Origin of the sequence: Janibacter sp. YB324 (genome assembly GCF_014217915.1) — a bacterium.
Classification (GTDB): domain Bacteria; phylum Actinomycetota; class Actinomycetes; order Actinomycetales; family Dermatophilaceae; genus Janibacter; species Janibacter indicus.
The window spans coordinates 3,084,040-3,101,075 of record NZ_CP060120.1; the positions used below are offsets into that span (position 1 = coordinate 3,084,040).

The 17,036-nt window shown below is 71.5% G+C and carries 16 protein-coding genes; 4 read left to right on the forward strand and 12 right to left on the reverse strand.

Going from position 1 to position 17,036, the window contains the following annotated elements; translation table 11 throughout:
• The first annotated feature begins 27 nt into the window (after positions 1-27).
• Entirely contained in the window at positions 28-2,148 is a 2,121-nt protein-coding gene (locus H7A72_RS15150) for an NAD(+) synthase (protein WP_185221050.1), read from the forward strand.
• A 77-nt stretch (positions 2,149-2,225) separates the two neighbouring features.
• Here H7A72_RS15150 and H7A72_RS15155 read toward each other — a convergent pair whose 3' ends face one another.
• Positions 2,226-2,522: a hypothetical protein gene (locus H7A72_RS15155; RefSeq protein WP_185221051.1), complete on the reverse strand. Its 297-nt coding sequence runs from the start codon at positions 2,520-2,522 to the stop codon at positions 2,226-2,228.
• Positions 2,523-2,637: 115 nt separating this feature from the next.
• Between H7A72_RS15155 and H7A72_RS15160 the strand changes: the two genes are divergently transcribed.
• A complete protein-coding gene (locus H7A72_RS15160) occupies positions 2,638-4,104 on the forward strand; it encodes a cytochrome P450 (protein ID WP_185221052.1) in 1,467 nt (488 codons plus the stop codon).
• Between the two features lie 3 nt (positions 4,105-4,107).
• On the opposite strand, the gene H7A72_RS16775 is transcribed toward H7A72_RS15160, so the two are convergent.
• Positions 4,108-4,470 carry a hypothetical protein gene (locus H7A72_RS16775; RefSeq protein WP_223277673.1) on the reverse strand — a complete coding sequence of 121 codons (363 nt, stop codon included), beginning with the start codon at positions 4,468-4,470 and terminating at the stop codon, positions 4,108-4,110.
• Positions 4,471-5,400 carry a hypothetical protein gene (locus H7A72_RS15165; protein ID WP_223277674.1) on the reverse strand — a complete coding sequence of 310 codons (930 nt, stop codon included), beginning with the start codon at positions 5,398-5,400 and terminating at the stop codon, positions 4,471-4,473.
• Between the two features lie 90 nt (positions 5,401-5,490).
• Here H7A72_RS15165 and H7A72_RS15170 point away from each other — a divergent pair, with 90 nt between their 5' ends.
• On the forward strand, positions 5,491-5,820 hold the full coding sequence (locus tag H7A72_RS15170) for a helix-turn-helix transcriptional regulator (RefSeq protein ID WP_084449893.1): 330 nt from the start codon (positions 5,491-5,493) through the stop codon (positions 5,818-5,820).
• Positions 5,817-6,332, forward strand: coding sequence for an SRPBCC family protein (locus tag H7A72_RS15175; RefSeq protein ID WP_185221053.1), 516 nt, complete (start codon positions 5,817-5,819; stop codon positions 6,330-6,332). The genes H7A72_RS15170 and H7A72_RS15175 overlap by 4 nt, the downstream gene beginning before the upstream one ends.
• A gap of 3 nt (positions 6,333-6,335) precedes the next feature.
• Here the strand turns inward: H7A72_RS15175 and H7A72_RS15180 are convergent, their stop codons facing one another.
• The 9 genes from H7A72_RS15180 to ahpF form a co-directional block, all read right to left on the reverse strand.
• Positions 6,336-7,844 (reverse strand): class I adenylate-forming enzyme family protein, encoded by a 1,509-nt coding sequence (locus H7A72_RS15180; RefSeq protein WP_223277675.1) that lies wholly within the window; start codon positions 7,842-7,844, stop codon positions 6,336-6,338.
• Between the two features lie 44 nt (positions 7,845-7,888).
• Positions 7,889-9,241: an aspartate aminotransferase family protein gene (locus H7A72_RS15185; RefSeq protein ID WP_185221054.1), complete on the reverse strand. Its 1,353-nt coding sequence runs from the start codon at positions 9,239-9,241 to the stop codon at positions 7,889-7,891.
• A complete protein-coding gene (locus H7A72_RS15190) occupies positions 9,241-10,071 on the reverse strand; it encodes an aldo/keto reductase (RefSeq protein WP_185221055.1) in 831 nt (276 codons plus the stop codon). The genes H7A72_RS15185 and H7A72_RS15190 overlap by 1 nt, the downstream gene beginning before the upstream one ends.
• Positions 10,072-10,139: 68 nt before the next feature.
• Complete coding sequence (locus H7A72_RS15195) at positions 10,140-11,138, reverse strand: nitronate monooxygenase family protein (RefSeq protein ID WP_185221056.1); 999 nt, start codon at positions 11,136-11,138, stop codon at positions 10,140-10,142.
• Between the two features lie 19 nt (positions 11,139-11,157).
• Complete coding sequence (locus H7A72_RS15200) at positions 11,158-12,009, reverse strand: SDR family oxidoreductase (RefSeq protein WP_185221057.1); 852 nt, start codon at positions 12,007-12,009, stop codon at positions 11,158-11,160.
• Positions 12,006-13,658, reverse strand: coding sequence for an NAD(P)/FAD-dependent oxidoreductase (locus H7A72_RS15205; protein WP_185221058.1), 1,653 nt, complete (start codon positions 13,656-13,658; stop codon positions 12,006-12,008). The genes H7A72_RS15200 and H7A72_RS15205 overlap by 4 nt, the downstream gene beginning before the upstream one ends.
• Before the next feature lie 213 nt (positions 13,659-13,871).
• Positions 13,872-14,690: an alpha/beta fold hydrolase gene (locus H7A72_RS15210; protein WP_185221059.1), complete on the reverse strand. Its 819-nt coding sequence runs from the start codon at positions 14,688-14,690 to the stop codon at positions 13,872-13,874.
• 91 nt (positions 14,691-14,781) lie between these two features.
• Positions 14,782-15,210, reverse strand: coding sequence for a cupin domain-containing protein (locus H7A72_RS15215; RefSeq protein ID WP_185221060.1), 429 nt, complete (start codon positions 15,208-15,210; stop codon positions 14,782-14,784).
• Between the two features lie 50 nt (positions 15,211-15,260).
• Entirely contained in the window at positions 15,261-16,940 is a 1,680-nt protein-coding gene (ahpF, locus tag H7A72_RS15220; protein WP_185221061.1) for an alkyl hydroperoxide reductase subunit F, read from the reverse strand.
• Positions 16,941-17,036 lie beyond the last annotated feature (96 nt).

Below are 17,036 nucleotides of genomic sequence, written 5' to 3' on the forward strand. Positions count from 1 at the left end.
GTGGAGCAGGGCCATAGGCTGGCGACCATGACGGGCAGCGATCCTCGAGACTTCCGCAACCTCTACCGCCACGGCTTCGCGCGCGTCGCCGCGTGCACGCTGCCGGTGACGATGGGCGACCCGCAGGGCAATGCCGCGGCGACCCTCGAGCGGGCCCGCCACGTCGGTGGGCAAGGGGCGGCGATCGCGCTCTTCCCCGAGCTCGGCATCGCCGGCTACGCCATCGACGACCTGCTCCTGCAGGACGTGCTGCTGCGCGAGGTCGAGGCGGCCCTCGTCGAGCTCGCCCGAGGCACCGCCGACCTGCTGCCCCTCGTCGTGGTGGGTGCCCCCCTTCGCCACCGCAACCGCCTCTACAACTGCGCCGTCCTGATCCACCGCGGCGAGATCATCGGCATCGCCCCGAAGTCCTACCTGCCCAACTACCGCGAGTTCTACGAGAAGCGGCACTTCGCCGCCGGCGCGGGCATCGTCGACGAGTGGTTCCGGCCGACCTTCGCCCAGGGCGAGGACGCCGCGGTGCTCGACGGCGTCCCCTTCGGCACCGACCTGCTCGTCCACGTCGACGACGTGCCGGGCCTGGTCATCCATGCCGAGGTCTGCGAGGACATGTGGGTGCCGGTGCCGCCGAGCGCCGAGGCCGCCTTGGCAGGCGCGACCGTCCTGCTCAACCTGTCGGCCTCCCCCATCACCGTCGCCCGCGCGGAGGACCGGCACCTGCTCGCCCGCTCCGCCTCGGCGCGCTGCAATGCCGCCTACCTCTACGCCGCCGCGAGCGAAGGGGAGTCCACCACCGACCTGTCGTGGGACGGCCAGACGATGGTCTACGAAGGGGGCGACCTCCTCGGCGAGTCCGAGCGCTTCCCTTCGGGTCCCCGCGAGACGCTCGTCGACGTCGACGTCGACCGGCTGCGCCAGGAGCGCATGCGGCAGGGCAGCTTCGACGACAACGGCGTGGCCCTGGGGATCGGTTCCGAGTCGGCGCCCTACCGCGACCTGCACCTCGAGCTCGAGGCGCCCACCGGTGACCTCGGGCTGCTCCGCCCGCTCGACCGCTTCCCCTTCGTGCCCGACGACGAGGCCCGCCTCGCCCAGGACTGCTACGAGGCCTACAACATCCAGGTCTCCGCGGTGGAGCAGCGGCTGCGCGCCATCGGCGGCTCCGACTGGCAGCCCAAGATCGTCATCGGCGTGAGCGGCGGGCTCGACTCGACCCACGCGCTGCTCGTCGCGGCCAAGGCGATGGACCGGCTGGAGCGGCCGCGCACCGACATCATCGGCATCACGATGCCCGGCTTCGCCACGAGCGACCACACCAAGACCAATGCCGTCGCGCTCATGGAGTCGCTCGGCATCACGTGGGAGGAGCTCGACATCCGGCCCACCGCGACGCAGATGCTGCGCGACATGGGCCACCCCTACGGGCTCGACCCCGACGCCGACCACCCCGACGAGGTCTACGACGTCACCTTCGAAAACGTGCAGGCCGGGCTGCGCACCGACTATCTCTTCCGCATCGCCAACCAGCGCGGCGGCATCGTCCTGGGCACCGGCGACCTGTCCGAGCTGGCCCTCGGCTGGTGCACCTACGGCGTCGGCGACCAGATGAGCCACTACGGGGTCAACGCCGGCGTGCCCAAGACGCTCATGCAGCACCTCGTGCACTGGGTCGCCGACACCGGCCAGCTGCCGGAGGTCTCCGAGACCCTGCGCTCGGTGCTCGCGACCGAGATCTCCCCCGAGCTCGTCCCGAGCAAGGACGCCGACCGGCCGCAGTCGACGCAGGACAAGATCGGCCCCTACGCGCTGCAGGACTTCACGCTCTTCCACGTGCTCCGGCGCGGGGACCGGCCGAGCAAGATCGCCTTCCTCGCGGAGCAGACGTGGTCGGACGCGGCGAAGGGAGAGTGGCCCAGCTCCGTCGCACAGGAGGACCGCGGCGCCTACGACCTCGCCGAGATCCGGACGTGGCTCGTCGTCTTCGTGCAGCGCTTCTTCGACAACCAGTTCAAGCGGTCGGCGCTGCCCAACGGGCCCAAGGTGCTCCCGGGCGGCGCGGTCTCACCGCGAGGCGACTGGCGGATGCCCAGCGACGCCGCCGCCACCCGCTGGCTCGCCGACATCGAGGACAACGTCCCGGCGGGGTGAGGGCTTCGAGGCTCGCTGGCGCTCGCACCTCAGCCAGCGGGGTGCAGGCCGCTCGCACCTCAGCCAGCGGGGTGGGGTTACTTGATGCCGATGGAGGCGCTGTCGGTCGCCGTGTCGCCCTTGCCGTAGGTGTAGGAGCCCAGACCCATCTTCGACATGACGACACCGACGACGATCGTCAGGACGGTGAGCACCGCGGCGATGATGCCGAGCAACGGGCTGAGGACGAAGACCGCCCACGTGCCGACCGCGCCAGCGATGAGCCCGAGGGTCATGACGGTCCACCACGCGGGGTTCTGAGCCTCCCCGAGGTCCTCGACGGCGTGCGGGCCGGTCGGGGGGTGCGAGAGACGCTGGTGCTTGTGCTTGCTCATGGCGCACATCATCCCATGAGGCCGCCGACGATCGGCAAGGGCTGGCGCCTCCCGAGCGCACCCTGTCGGGGCTACGGTGGTGCGCGTCACTACACCTGACGAAAGGACCGGCAGCGTGGCCGCGACCGACACCCTCGTGGAGTACCCGCCCAACGACGGGATGGGCTGGGCCGAGCACGACTTCCCCCACCCCTCGGGCCGGCGCCGCATCCTCGGTGATGCCTTCCGCAAGGGCATGGACCCGACCACGCCGGTCCAGAACATGCTGCGCCTCGGCGCCGACCTCGGGCCGATCTTCGAGATGCTCGCGATGGGCCGCAAGTTCGTCTTCGCCCGCGGCGTCGACCTCGTCGGTGAGCTGTGCGACGACAAGCGCTTCACCAAGGCCCTGGCGCCCGGCGTGGCGGACCTGCGGATGTTCGTCGCCGACGGCCTCTTCACCGCGGAGACCGACGAACCCAACTGGCGGCTGGCCCACGACCTGCTCATGCCGGCCTTCAGCAAGTCGGCGATGCGCGGCTACCACGACGTCATGGTGGAGGCGACGGACGAGCTGATCTCGGTGTGGGACAAGGCCGCCGGCGAAGGGAGGACCGTCGACGTCTCCCCGTGGCTCACCAAGCTCACCCTCGAGACGATCGGGCGGGCCGCCTTCAGCCACACCTTCCACAGTTTCGAGACCGCCGAGGTCGACCCCTTCGTCACGACCTTCGTCGCGGACATGTCCCACGCGGCTGCCCGGTCCAACGTGGCGGCCCTCCCCTTCGTCGGGCGGCGCATGGTGCGCACCAGGGACCGCGAGGCACTCGTGCGGCACGAGTACATCGACCGCCTGCTGCGCGACATCGTCGCCGAGCGGGAGACGAGCGACGTCGAGCACGACGACCTGCTCGGCCGGATGATGCACGTCCCCGTCGACGAGTCGGGCTCCCTGCTCGACGCCGCCAACGTGCGCCACCAGATCCTCACCCTCCTCGTCGCCGGCCACGAGACGACCTCGGGGGCGGTCTCCTTCGCGCTCTACCACCTGACGCGCGAGCCCGAGGTGCTGGCGCGGGTGCGGGCCGAGCTCGACGACGTGCTCGGCACCGACCCGTCCGCGACCCCGAGCTTCGAGCAGGTGCCCAAGCTGCGCTACCTGCGCCGGGTCGTCGACGAGACCCTGCGGCTGTGGCCGACGGCACCGGGCTTCGCCCGGTCGCCGAGGGAGACGACGACCATCGGGGCCGACGGCTCGGCGGGGGTTCCGGGCGGCCTGCGCATGACGCCGGAGGACAAGGTCCTCGTCTTCATCCCGCTGCTGCACCGCGATCCCGAGGTGTGGCCGGACCCGGAGCGCTTCGACCCGGACCGCTTCCTGCCCGAGCACAACCGCGCCCGGCCCGCCCACGCCTACAAGCCCTTCGGCACGGGTGAGCGGGCCTGCATCGGGCGCCAGTTCGCGCTGCACGAGTCGGTCATCGTCCTGGCCAAGCTGCTGCACCGCTTCGACCTGACGCCCGAGCCCGGCTACGACCTGACGATCACCGAGCGGCTGACGCTCATGCCGGTGGGGTTCCGCGTGGGCCTGACCCGCCGCTGAGCGTCAGCCGAGCGTGCCGTCGATCTCGTTGGGCACGACGGGCAGCTCGCCGCTGCTCACGACCTCACCGGAGTGCAGGTCGACCATGTGCAGGGCCTTGCTGCCCGGCTCGGTGACATAGGCCGTGCCGTCCTGGACGTGCACGGTGGGCCGGGGCTGCTGCCAGTCGGTCGACTCGGTCCACTCCTCGACCACGTCGATGGAGCGGCTCACCTCTCCCTTCGCCATGTCGATGACGTGCAGCTTGCCGTCGGTGCCGAGCACGACGCCCTCGCCGTCGGGCCCTCGCTCGAGCGAGCGGAAGGAGTAGCTCGCGGGCAGGTCGACGAGCCGCAGCGACCCGTCGCGGGTGTCCGTGATGCTCACCTACTTCGGGCGCTCGAGCTCGGCGTCGGGGTCGGTCTTGTAGTCGCCGAGCACGAAGGGCGACTCCTCGCTGCCGGCCTGGTTGCCGATGCGGCCGTAATCGTCCGGGGCGTCGACCTTGGTGATCTGCTCCCCCTTGACGAGCAGCAGACCGTCCTCGCAGCCGAAGACCAGGGCGCCGCCCCGCGCGGCCGCCTCGCCGTGGACACCGGGGCACTCGTCGGAGGAGGCGAGCGTCTTCCCCTTCGCATCGCGGATGAAGATGCCGGAGCGCTCGTCCTCCTTCCCGACCGTCGTGACGACCGAGCCGTCATCCCGCTCGACGGCCACCCCGTGGTGCGGCGTGCGCTCGGTACGGGTCGTCACCTCGGGCTTGTCGGTCGCGCCGTCACGCAGCGCATCGGAGTCGAAGGACCGGATCGAGCCGTCCCCGTCGCCGTAGAGCACCGTGCGACCGTCGTGGACGACGACGTGGCCGGGGTGCTTCGCGGCGAAGGTCATCTCGGTGAGCGTCGGCCGGGTGGAGTGGTGGTGGTCGTGGTCTCCGTGGGGCACGGAGTAGCCACCGAGGTCGAGGACGCGGAAGCCCTCGCCCTCGGTGACCATCAGGTGCCGGTCGTCGCCGACGGGGTTGAGCCGGGTGAAGCCCTCGAGGGGGAACTCACCGAGCAGCTCGAGCGTGACCGCGTCGAGGACGATGACGCCCTCGTCGTGGGTGATCGCCAGGCGCGGGGTACGGCTGCCCTCCTCGACCACCTTGCCGGACGGCTCGCCCACGGCGGTCGAGACGTCGTCGGCCCGCGCGATCGGCGAGGGCGTCGGCGCCGACTCCGCCGACGAGTCGGCGGTCGTCCCGGTACCGCAGGCGGTCAGGCCGAGAGCGAGCAGGGTTGCGACGGAGAGGATCTGAATGTGGCGTCGTGATCTCATCATAACTGAGAACGATTATCGTTTTTGAACCAGAGGTCAAGTCGACCAAATGCCTTGACAGGCATATGAACATTGCGGAATATAAATGCCATGCCCACGCGTGACGTCTTCGCCCTCCTCGCCGACCCGACCCGGCGTCGGATCCTCGAGGAGCTGAGCACCGGCGAGCGCACCGTGGGCGAGCTGGTCACCGCGCTCGGCACCTCCCAACCCAGCGTGTCCAAGCACCTCAAGCAGCTCGGCGAGGCCGACCTCGTCCGGGCTCGCGTCGACGGACCACGTCGGCACTACGCCGTGCAGCCAGACCAGCTGCTGGTCCTCGATCTCTGGCTCGCGCCCTTCCGCAGGGCGTGGGCCGATCGGCTCGACGACCTCGAGCGCCACCTCGACACCATGGACGACCCCCAGGAGCAGTCATGACCACATCCACGAGCAACCCCCTCGGCACCGTGACCCACGACGGCGCGACCGTCGTCCTCACCTACGACCGGCCCCTCGCGCACCCGCCGGAGCGGGTCTGGCGCGCCCTCACCGAGTCCGAGCACCTGCACGACTGGTTTCCCGCCGACATCGTCGGCGAGCGGGCGAAGGGGGCCCGCGTCACCCTGCCCTTCTGGCCGGAGGCCGACCAGCAGCCCGAGGACACCCCCACCCTCGAGGGCGAGATCCTCGAGTGGGACCCGCCGCGCACCTTCGCCTTCATGTGGGACAGCGAGCGGATCCACTTCGAGCTCACGCCCACCGACGAGGGCACCCGGCTGGTGACGACCGTCCATGTCGTCGACCCGGCCGAGCGCGGGTGGCCGAGCAATGCCGCGGGCTACCACATGTGCCTCGACGCCCTCGCGGCGTCGCTCGACGGACGGCGGATCGAGATCTTCGAGCAGGTCGGAATCCCCGAACTCGAGGCGGCCTACACCGAGCGCGGCTGAGCCTCACCGCAGGTCGCGGCGCACCACCTTGCCGTTGGCCGTGCGCGGCAGGGCGTCGACCAGGCGCACCTCACGGGGGCGCTTGTAGGCCGCGAGCCGCTGACCCGCCTGCTCGATCACCCTGTCGCGCAAGGCCTCCGGGTCCGTCGCGTCGGGCCTCGGCACGACCCACGCACACACGATGCTGACCCCGTCGCCGACGTCGAGGGCCGTCACGGCGACGTCGGCGACGCCGGCCACCCCGGCGAGTGCGTCCTCGACCTCGATCGGGGAGACGCGGTACCCCATGGCGTTCATGACGTCGTCCGCGCGGCCGTGATAGGTCAGGTAGCCGTCGGCGTCGAGCTCGGCGAGGTCCCCGGTGACGAACCACTCGCCCCGCAGGACCTGCGCCGTCTCCTCCGGCCGCTGCCAGTAGCCGAGCATCAGGCCGGGGTCGCTGCGGTGCACGGCCAGGCGCCCGACCTCGCCCGCGGGCAGCTCGCGGGGCGCATCGAGCTCGTCAGGGTCGAGCACGGCGATCCGCCGACCGGGCTGGGCCCGCCCCGGGCTGCCGGGCCGCACGGACACGTCCGGCCCGGTCGAGACGAAGGTCGAGATCTCGCTCATGCCGAGCGACTCGTGCAGCGGCACCCCGGTCGCGGCGCTCCACTCCTCGAGCAGTGCCGTGGGCAGCGCCTCACCGGCGACGAGCGCGGTCCGCAGGGAGCTCAGGTCCCACTCCCCCGGGTCACCGTGACGCAGCAGGTGACGGTAGACCCCGGGCACGGCCGCGAGATGAGTCGCCTTGTGCGAGTGGACGATTCGCGGCCAGACGAGCCCGTCACGGGGGCCGTCGTAGACGATGGCGGTCGCGGCGTTGGCCCACGGGTCAGTGAGTCCGACGCCGAGCGTGTAGGTCCAGTTGAGTGCCCCCGCGTGGAGCATGACGTCACCCTCGCCGAGGCCGTACCAGCCGCGGTACATGGGGCGCCTCCCCCAGGCACTGCGGTGGGCGTGGACGACCCCCTTCGGCCGTCCGGTGGTGCCGGAGGTGTAGGTGATGAAGGCTGGCCGATCAGGGTCGCCGAGGTCGTGCTCGGCCCGCTCACCGCCAGCTACCCAGCGGTCGACGTCCTCGGTGGTGACGACCGAGACCCCCTGCGGCACAGCGAGATCGAGGTCGGGGTCGAGGGCGACCGCCCGGGCGCCGCTGTCGTCGAGCAGCCCGGCGGCCTCGTCGGCGGTCAGCTGGGCACTCGTCGGCACAGCGACGAGACCGGCCGCGATCGCCCCGAAGAAGACGAAGGGGAAGTCCGCCCGGTTGCCCATGCGCAGCAGCACCCGGTCGCCCGACTGCAACCCCAGCCCGAGCAGCCCGGCCGCGACGGCCCGGACGACGTCGTCGACCTCGGCGAAGGTCCAGCGCGAGTCGTCACCCGGCCCGTGGACGACGACGAGGGCGTCCCGGTCGGGGGCGTGCGCAGCGGGGTCACCGACGCAGTAGGCCGACATGCCGAAGGGGGTCGGCACTGCCTCGCCCGGCTCGGGGCGTACCGGCCAACGATCACCGCCCGTCACGCGGTGCGGGCGTCGGCGACGGCCAGCGCTTCGTCGAGAATCGCCAAACCCTCGCGGACCTCGTCGGCGGTCGTCGTGCACGGCGGGACGACGTGGACGCGGTTGCCGGCGATCATCGGCCACAGCCCGGCGGCCTTGCACGCCGCAGCAACCTCGGACATCGGGGAGGCCGCGTCGCCCGAGGCGTTGAAGGGCACGAGCGGCTCTCGGGTCTCGCGGTCTCGGACCAGCTCGACCGCCCACATGACGCCGAGCCCGCGGACCTCGCCGACACTCGGGTGGCGCTGCGCGATCTCGCGCAAGCCCGGCCCGATGACGTCCTCGCCGAGCGCGCGGGCGTGCTCGACGACCCCGTCCCGCTCGAAGATCCTCATCGACGCCACCGCGGAGGCGCAGGCGAGCGGGTGCCCCTGGTAGGTCAGCCCGCCCGGATAGGGCCGGCGGCCGAAGGTCTCGCGGATCGCGGCGCTGACGACGACCCCGCCGAGGGGGACGTAGCCGGAGTTGACCCCCTTCGCGAAGGTGATGAGGTCGGGCGTGATGCCCCACCGGTCCACGGCGAACCACTCGCCGACCCGGCCGAAGCCGGCCATGACCTCGTCGGCGATCATGACGATCCCGTGCTCGTCGCACAGGGTGCGCACCCCGGCGAGGTAGCCGTCGGGCGGCACGAGCACGCCGTTGGTCCCGACGACCGTCTCGAGGACGATCGCGGCGACGTGCTGCGGACCCTCGACCTCGACGACCTCGCGGAGGTGGGCCAGCGCCCGCTCGCACTCCTGCTCGGGGCTGTCGGAGTGGAAGGGCGAGCGGTAGGGGTAGGGACCCCAGTGGTGGACGATGCCGGGCAGGGACGGCTCGCTCCCCCACCGCCGCGGCTCGCCGGTGAGGGCCATCGCGCCCGCCGTGCCGCCGTGGTAGCTGCGGTACGCGGCCAGCACCTTGTGTCGGCCGGTGTGCAGCCGCGCCATACGGATCGCGTGCTCGTTGGCGTCGGCGCCACCATTGGTGAAGAAGACCGCGTCGAGGTCGCCCGGCGCCCGGTCGGCAATCATCGCGGCCGCCTGCGAGCGGGTCTCGACGGCAAAGCTCGGCGCCATCGTCGTCATCCGACCGGCGGCCTCGGCAATCGCCGCGACGAGGTCTGGGTGCTGGTGCCCGAGGTTGACGTTGACCAGCTGGCTCGAGAAGTCGAGGTACTCGCGACCGGTGTGGTCGGTGAACCTGCTGCCCCGTGCCGCCACGACCCCCGGCGGGTCGATGAGGTCCTGCGCGCTCCACGAGTGCATGACGTGCGCACGGTCGAGTCGGCGCACCTCCGCGGCGTCGAGGCGGGGCAGCAGTTCCATCACATCTCCTCGTGGTACGTCGGGTCGGCGTCGAAGAGGCGCCCGTCGGGACGGCCGAGCGCGGTGATCGCCTCGGTCTCGGCCTCGGAGAGATCGAAGCCGAAGATCTCGAGGTTGGTCCGCTGCCGCTCCGGGTCACCGGACTTCGGCAGCGGGAGCGACCCGAGGTGCAGGTGCCAACGCAGGACGACCTGGGCGGGCGTGACGTCGTGGGCCCGCGCGGCGGCGACAACCGGCTCGGCGTCGAGGATCTCGCCCCGGCCGATCGGGCTCCACGCCTGCGTCGTGATGCCCCGCTCGGCGTCGGCGGCACGCTGGTCCGCCTGTGGGAAGGCGGGGTGCATCTCGACCTGGTTGCTCGCCGGAGCCACGCCGGTCGCCTCGATGATCTCGTCGAGGTGGGCGGGCGTGAAGTTGCTGACGCCGATCGAGCGGACCAGCCCCGCCTCGCGCGCGTCGACGAGCCCCTGCCAAGCCTTCACGTAGTGGCCCTGCGAGGGATTGGGCCAGTGGATGAGCACGCTGTCGAGGTACTCGAGGTCCATGACCTGCAGCGAGGTCTCGATGCTCGTGCGGGCGTTCTCGTGGTCACGGCCGGGGACTTTGGTCTGGACGAAGACATCGCCGCGGTCGATGCCGCTCGCCCGGATCGCCTCGGTCACCTCTCGCTCGTTGCGGTAGTTGACCGCCGTGTCGATGAGCCGGTAGCCCACCTCGAGAGCCGATGCGATGGCGCGCACGCCGTCGTCCCCGCGCAGCGGGTAGGTGCCGAATCCGAGGACCGGCACCGACGTGCCGTCCCCGAGGACGCGAGTGGGGGTTTCAGCCATGCCCTCCACGCTAGCCCCGCGGTCCATCCGCGCAAAGGGGGGTTCGCGCCCACGGACGCCCGGCTCACCTACTCCCCGAGGACCGCGAGCAGCTCCCCCTTCGCCTGGGTGTACTCGGCCTCGAGCTGGTCGACGAGCTCGGCCACGGGGACGACGGAGGAGATGCCGGCGACGGACTGGCCGGCGCTCCAGATCTCCTTCCACGCCTTGGGGGCGGTCGCCGAGGTCGTGCTCGCGGGCTCCGCGGCGTGGGGGTTGGTGACGTGGCCGAGGTCGACGCGCTCGGGCACCGGCAGGTGGTCGGGGTCGAGGCCGGCGGCGACGATGCTCTCGCGCAGGAAGTTGGCCGGGATGGTGCTGATCGACGGGGTGTAGACGATCTGCTCGGCGCTGTGCCCGACGAGCATGTCGCGGTACTCCTGCGACACGAGCGACTCGCTCGTCGCGAGGAAGCGCGTGCCCATGTAGGCCAGGTCGGCACCGGCGGCCTGGGCGGCGAGCACGTCGCGGCCGGTCGACAGGGCACCACTGAGGATGAGCGGCCCGTCCCAGACCGCGCGCACCTCGCTGATCAGGGCGAAGGGGTTGAGCCCGCCGGCGTGCCCACCGGCACCGGCCGAGACGAGGATGAGCCCGTCCACCCCCGCGGCCGCCGCCTTGGCCGCGTGCTTGGCATTGGTGACGTCGTGGAAGACGAGGCCGCCGTAGGAGTGGACCGCGTCGACGACTTCCTTGGCAGCGCCGAGGCTGGTGATGACGAGCGGCACCTCGTGCGCGACGATCTGCTCGAGGTCGGCCTCGATGCGCTTGTTGGTGTGGTGGACGATGAAGTTGACGCCGAAGGGCGCGGGCCGGCGACCGCTCGCGTCGGGCTCGGCCAGGGCCGTCTCGATCTGCGTCAGCCACCCGTCGAAGTCCTCGGTGGTGCGCAGGTTGAGCGCCGGGAAGGTCCCGACGACCCCGGCGCGGCAGGCACCGACGACGAGGTCGACGCCCGAGCCGAGGAACATCGGCGCAGAGATGATCGGCAGGCGCAGTCGGCCCTGGAGCTGCTGGGGCATCGTCATGGCCCCATGATGGCAGTCGCTACTGGCGCTTCGCCGCGAGGGCCATCCCGCGACCCATGAGCGACCAGTAGCGCGCGGGCAGCAGCCGGGCGACCGCGTCGAGCGCGCGGGCGTCGTTGCCGATGAGCAGCCGCGGTCGACGGGCGATCGCGGCCTCGATGATCTCCTCCGCGGCCCGGTCGGCGGGGTACCTGAGCACCTTGTCGAAGTCGCGGACGCCCTCCTCGGCCTCATGCCGGTCGACCCCGTCGGGGATGCGGGCATTGCGGGCGATGCCCGTGCGGATGCCCCCGGGGTGCACCGAGGTGACCCCCACCGGCAGATCCTCCGCCTCGAGCTCGCTGCGCAGCGACTCGCTGAACCCGCGCAGCCCGAACTTGCTCGTCGCGTAGGCGCTCTGGCCGGGCGGACCGATGAGCCCGAAGAGGCTCGAGGTGTTGACCACCTGCCCCTCACCGCCCGCAAGCATGAGCGGCAGCAGCGCCCGGGTGAGCCGGATCGGCACGAGCAGGTTGATCTCGAGCAGCCAGTCGAAGTCCTGTGCCGAGACGTCGACGAACCGGCCACCGACCGCGACGCCGGCGTTGTTGAAGAGCATCGTCACGCCAGCGTGCTCGTCGCGGATGCGCGCGATCGCCGCGTCGGCAGCGGCCCGGTCCGACAGGTCGACGACGAAGGGGGCCACTCGCGCCCCGGGCGTCTCCCGGCCGATCTCGGCGACGACCCGCTCGAGGCCGGCGGCGTCGCGGTCGAGGACGACGAGGTCGGCACCGCGACGCGCCAGGCCCTTGGCCAGGTGCTCGCCCATGCCACCGGCGGCCCCGGTGACGACCGCCGTGCCGCCGGCGACGACGAGATCGGGGCGCTTCACCGCGAGGTCTCCGCGACAGCCTCCACGGAGGCCGGTGACTCGGCGGCCTCCGTCGCCGGCACCTCGACGACATCGCCCACGGCGCCGTCGACATTGCTCGACGACCCGGGCAGCGGCAGCTGCGCCGGTGCCTCCGCACCCGACGGGAGGGCCACTCCCTTCGCCCCGAGCGGAGCGAAGAACATGTCCTCGGTGACATCGGCCCGGCGGAAGGCGATCTTGTCCTTGAGGTAGTTCTGCGGCATCGTCCACGGCGCGCGGTCACCGACCTTGGGGAAGGTCGAGACGATGCGCTGCACGTAGCCCGAAGTCAGGTCCATGATCGGGCCGGCCGTCATGCCGTCTGGCGCGACCGGGACCGCGGTGCCCAGGCCACGGTCGCGCAGGTGCCCGAGCAGCCGCGCGACGTAGCGGCTCACCAGGTCGGCCCGCAGCGTCCACGAGGCGTTGACGTAGCCGACGGTCATCGTGACGTTGGGGACGCCGGCGAGCATCACGCCGCGGTAGGCGAAGCGGCGGGCCATGTCGACCGGCGCACCGTCGACCGAGACCTGCGCCCCGCCGAAGAGCTGCAGCCGCAGGCCGGTCGCGGTGACGACGATGTCGGCCTCGAGGACCCGACCGTCAGTCAGGCGCACGCCCTCGGGCACGAAGCGGTCGATGTGGCCGGTGACGACGTCGGCGGCACCCCGCCGGATCGTCGTGTAGAGGTCGCCGTCGGGCACGGCGCACAGCCGCTGGTCCCACACGTCGTAGGGCGGGGTGAAGTGCTCGGCGACGACCTCCTTGGGCAGGAAGGCGCGGACCTGGCCGAGGACGATCTTGTTGGCCACCTGCGGCCGCTTGCGGGAGAGCTCGTAGAGGAAGGTCTGCAGGCCGAGGTTCTTGACCCGGGTGAGCGACTGCACGCGCTGCGGGCTGAAGCGCTTGCGCAGCAGCTGGACGAAGGGGTCGACCCCCGGCTGGGAGAAGACATAGCTCGGCGTGCGCTGGAGCATCGTCACGTGGGCCGCCGTCTGTGCCATCGCCGGGACGACGGTCACGGCCGTCGCACCCGAGCCGATGACGACGACGCGCTTGCGGGCGTGGTCGAGGTCCTGCGGCCAGAACTGCGGGTGCACCACGGTCCCGGAGAAGTCCTCGACCCCCGCGAAGCCCGGGTCGTGGGCCTCCTCGTAGTTGTAGTAGCCGCTGCCGAAGTGGACCCACCCGGCGCGCACCTCGCGCCGGCCCGTGGCCGTGTCGACCTGGACGGTCCACTCCTGGGCGTCGCTCGACCAGTCGAGCGCGACGACCCGGCACCCGGTGTGGGTCAGCTCGTCGAGCCCGCCCTCGGTCGCGGTGGCCCGCACGTAGTCGCGGATGTCACCCCCGTCGGCGATCGCCTTGCGTCCCTGCCACGGCCGGAAGGGGAAGGACAGGGTGAACATGTCGGAGTCCGACCGCACCCCCGGGTAGCGGAAGAGGTCCCACGTGCCGCCGGTGCGCTTCCGCGCCTCGACGATCGCGAGGTCGACGGCGGGGTCGGCCTCCAGGATGCGGTGCGCGGCACCGATGCCCGAGATGCCGGCGCCGACGACGAGGACGTCGACACGCTCCGGCAGCTCGCGGCGGGTGGTGCCCTGCGGTTGGCTGGGCGCGGCAGTCATCGGTGACCTTCCATCCATTGGTTTATTTCTCATCGGTAACGTACGTCTCGTCACCGGCCCGCGCACCCCTGCTCAGCCGACGAGCACATCGCTGAGCGCCTCGGTCGTCGACGGATGGGTCCAGATGCCGTCGCCCGTGCGCCCGCACGAAGCAGCACGCGTGAAGTGCTCATCCGCAGGTCGGATGTTGAGTAGTCGGCCCCCCTCCCGGTTCTACTGAACGGCCCCCTGGCGGGAGCCCGCTCGCTCGATCGTCGCGAGGACGCTGTCGACGACGAGCGCGGGGTGGTCGATCTGAGGACAGTGCCCGCAGTCCTCGAGCGAGACGTGGGTCGCCTCGGGGAAGCGGGCTCGGGCGGTGTCTGCCTCGGAGGGCAGGAGCAGGCGGTCGGTGTCGCCCCAGGCGATGGTCGTCGGGACGGCGAGCGGCTTGGTGACGCGCAGGAAGGTCGCCCGGACGAAGTGCGGCCAGAAGCCGGGTGCCCGGCGCAGGTTGAGGGTGTCCCCCACCGCCGCCTCGACGGTGACCTTCTCCGGGTGCGTGTAGAGGGCGCGGAAGGCCAGCTTGCGAAACCAGACGTGGGCGGTGAGGCGGCGGTGCAGCGCCTCGGGGAGGTGACTGCCGGCCTTCATCAAGAGCAGGTTGGCTGCGACGTTGGCCAGGTGCCACGGCGGGAAGAACCCGGCCGGCGACAGGGCGGTCACGCTGCTGACGACGCCCTCGCGGGCGGCCAGCTCGAGGGCCATCGCGCCGCCGAGTGAGTTGCCGACGACGTGCGGCCGCTCGATGCCCAGCTCGCGGAAGAGCCGCTCGAACTGCTCGGCATGACTGCGCATCGACCAGCCGTCCGGGCGGGTGGGCTTCGGCGAGTCCCCGTGGCCGGGCAGGTCGACGACGTAGACGTCGTGACCGCGCGCCGCGAGCAGCTCCGGCACCTCGCCCCACGCCTGGCGCCGGTGGCCGATGCCGTGGACGAGGACGACGGGCGCGCCGTCCCCGGGGACGTGGGTGTACGTGATGGTGTTCCGCATGGCGCCGGACGTTACCGGCCGGTCACCTGGCGCGCCACCACATGACGAGGGGTGGGACCCACCAGCTGGCGGGTCCCACCCTTCGTCGTGATCAGTGCTCGTTGGGGTCGGCGTCCTGGTCGGCCTTGGTCGCGTGGACCGTGCCGTGCACGTGCTCCGGCGGGCCGTAGAGGGAGTAGACCTTCAGCGGCACGTCGCCGATGTTGGTGACGTTGTGCCACTGCCCGGCCGGCACCATGATGATGTCGTCGTCGCCGACCTCGCGGTCGAAGCTCAGGTCGTCCCGTGCCGGCCCCATCTGGGCCCGGCCGCGACCCTCCTCGACACGGATGAACTGGTCGTGGTCCTCGTGGACCTCCAGGCCGATGTCGTCACCGGGCGCGATGGCCATGACGGTCAGCTGCAGGTTGGTACCGGTCCACAGCGTGGAGCGGTAGTTGGAGTTCTGCAGCGTGGCCGACTCGATGTCGACGGCGTAGGGGGCGGGACCGTGGTCGGAGAGGTCGATCTGCTCGCTCATGCGCACTCCTGGTGTGGTCGAGGGGGGTTGAAGACGACGGTAGCGACCGGTCAGGCCGAGACGCCCACCGAGTCGGGGACGTCAATCTGGTCGCCGGCCTCGAGCGGACCGTCGGCAGCCTTGGTGGCGGCGATCGCGGCGTCCTCGTCGGGCGCGCTCGTGCGGATCAGGTGGTCGAAGGCGCTCAGGGACGCGGTCGACCCGGCACCCAGGGCCGTGACGATCTGCTTGTAGGGCTCGACCGTGCAGTCGCCGGCGGCGAAGACGCCCGGCAGGTTGGTCCGGCCGACACCGTCGATGACGATCTCGCCGCGCTCGGAGAGCTCGACCGCGTCGCCGAGCCACTCGGTGTTGGGCAGCAGGCCGATCTGGACGAAGACGCCCTCGAGAGCGAGGGTCTCGCCCTCGCCGCCGTCGCGGGGCTCGACGACGATGCCGGTGACCTTGCCGCCGTCGCCGACGACCTCGGTGGTCTTGGTGCCGAGGCGGACGTCGACATTGGGCAGCGAGCGCAGCTTGCGCTGGAGCACCTCGTCGGCGCGCATCTCGTCCATGAACTCGACGAGGGTGACGTGCCCGACGATGCCCGCGAGGTCGATCGCGGCCTCGACGCCGGAGTTGCCGCCGCCGATGACGGCGATGCGCTTGCCCTTGAAGAGCGGGCCGTCGCAGTGCGGGCAGAAGGTGACGCCCTTGTTGCGGTAGTCCTCTTCGCCGGGGACGCCCATGGTGCGCCAGCGGGCGCCCGTCGCGAGGACCACGGTCTTGCCCTTGAGCGCGGCGCCGCCCACGAGGTCGACGACCGTCAGCCCGTCGTCGCCGGCGGCGAGGCCGGCGGCGGCCTGGCTGCGGATCATGTCGACGTCGTACTCGCCGACGTGGCGCTCGAGGTCGGCCGCGAGCTTCGGGCCCTCGGTGTGCGGGACGGAGACGAGGTTTTCGATCGCCATGGTGTCGAGCACCTGGCCGCCGAAGCGCTCGGCGACGAGACCCGTGCGGATGCCCTTGCGCGCGGCGTAGATCGCCGCGGAGGCGCCGGCGGGGCCACCTCCGACGACGAGGACGTCGTAGGGCTCACGGGAAGACAGCTCCTCGGCGGCGCGGGCCGCGGAGTCGCCACCGGCCAGTTCGTCGACCTTGCCGACGATCTCGGCGAGCTCCATGCGGCCGGAGCCGAAGGACTCGCCGTCGACGAAGACGGTCGGCACGGCGAGCACGCCGCGGCGCTCGGCCTCCTCGGGGAAGACGGCGCCGTCGATGGCCGTGTGGGTGATGCCGGGGTTGAGCACGCTCATGAGGTTGAGCGCCTGGACGACGTCGGGGCAGTTCTGGCAGCTGAGCGAGAAGAAGGTCTCGAAGTGGTGCTCACCGGTCAGACCCTTGATCTGCTCGATGACCTCCTGCGAGGCCTTGCTCGGGTGCCCGCCGACCTGGAGCAGCGCCAGGACGAGGGAGGTGAACTCATGGCCCATCGGGATGCCGGCGAAGCGGACGGACACCTGCGGGTCGGACACGCGGGTGATCGCGAAGGAGGGGACGCGCTCGTCGAGGTCGCTCCCTTCGGCCACGCAGCGGGTGATGAGGTCGCTCATCCCCTCGATCTCGACGATCAGCTCGTCGAGCTCACGGGACTTGGGGCTCGCGTCGAGGCTCGCGACGAGCTCGATGGGCTCGCGGAGGTTGTCGAGGTACGCCTTGAGTTGGGTGGCGAGGTTCTGGTCGAGGGCCATGGTGCGAGCGACTCCTGCAGGACGAAGGGGGATGACAGTTGCGGGGTGCGGGTGGGGGCGGCGTGGTCGCGCCGCCCCCACCAGAGATGCACCGTG